Annotated in this window: 1 protein-coding gene; it reads left to right on the top strand. The window is 74.6% G+C overall.

The genetic code is table 11. The annotated features are described in order from the left end of the window. Positions 1-88 precede the first annotated feature (88 nt). A partial coding sequence (locus IEZ04_RS34320) for an AfsR/SARP family transcriptional regulator (protein WP_189220917.1) occupies positions 89-837 on the top strand: 749 nt, incomplete at its 3' end.

Genomic DNA, 837 nt, shown 5'->3' on the forward strand with positions numbered 1-837 from the left:
GTCGCGGGGCTTGAATTGGCTGGCCGGGACGGCTATCCCGGAAGGGGGCACACCCCGCGACGGGGGTGCCGGCCCACCGGGGGGCACGATGGCGGTGGAATTCCGGCTGCTCGGCGACATCGAAGCGCGCGTGGACGAGCGGCCGGTCGCAGTGGGCCATGCCCGGCAGCAATGCGTGCTGGCCGCGTTGCTGGTCGACGCCGGCCGCAGCGTGCCGGCCGATCAGCTGATCGACCGGGTGTGGGGAGAGCGGGCACCGCAGCGCGCCCGGGGCACGCTGCACACTTATCTCGCCCGGCTGCGCCGCGCCCTCGCGGTCGCCGGGGTCGACATCGTTCGGCGGCCGGCCGGCTACCTGCTCGACGCGGAGCCGCTGGCGGTGGACACACACCGATTCCACCGGCTGCTCGCCCAGGCCCGCAGCACCGACGACGACCAGGTCGCGGCCGGGCTGGTCGGGCAGGCGCTGGAACTGTGGCAAGGCCCGGCCCTGGCCGGGCTGGACACTCCGTGGTGCAACATGGTGCGTGCCCAGTTGGACCGGGAGCGGTGGGCCGCCGAGCTGGACAGCAACGATCTGGCGCTGCGGCTGGGCCGGCACTCCGAGGTGCTGGCCGGCCTGGTTGGTGCCGCCGCCGCCCACCCGCTGGATGAGCGGCTGGCCGGGCAGTGGATGCTGGCGCTGTACCGGTCGGGGCGGCAGGCCGAGGCCCTGGAGGTCTATCAGCAGGCACGGGCACAGCTGGCAGAGGAGCTGGGCATCGAGCCCGGCCCGCAACTGCAGCACCTGCAACGAGCAGTGCTGAGTGCCGACCCCGCCCTGGCCCCGCCCGCCCC

It is taken from the genome of Streptomyces ruber, from assembly GCF_014648075.1.
GTDB classification, from domain to species: domain Bacteria; phylum Actinomycetota; class Actinomycetes; order Streptomycetales; family Streptomycetaceae; genus Streptomyces; species Streptomyces ruber.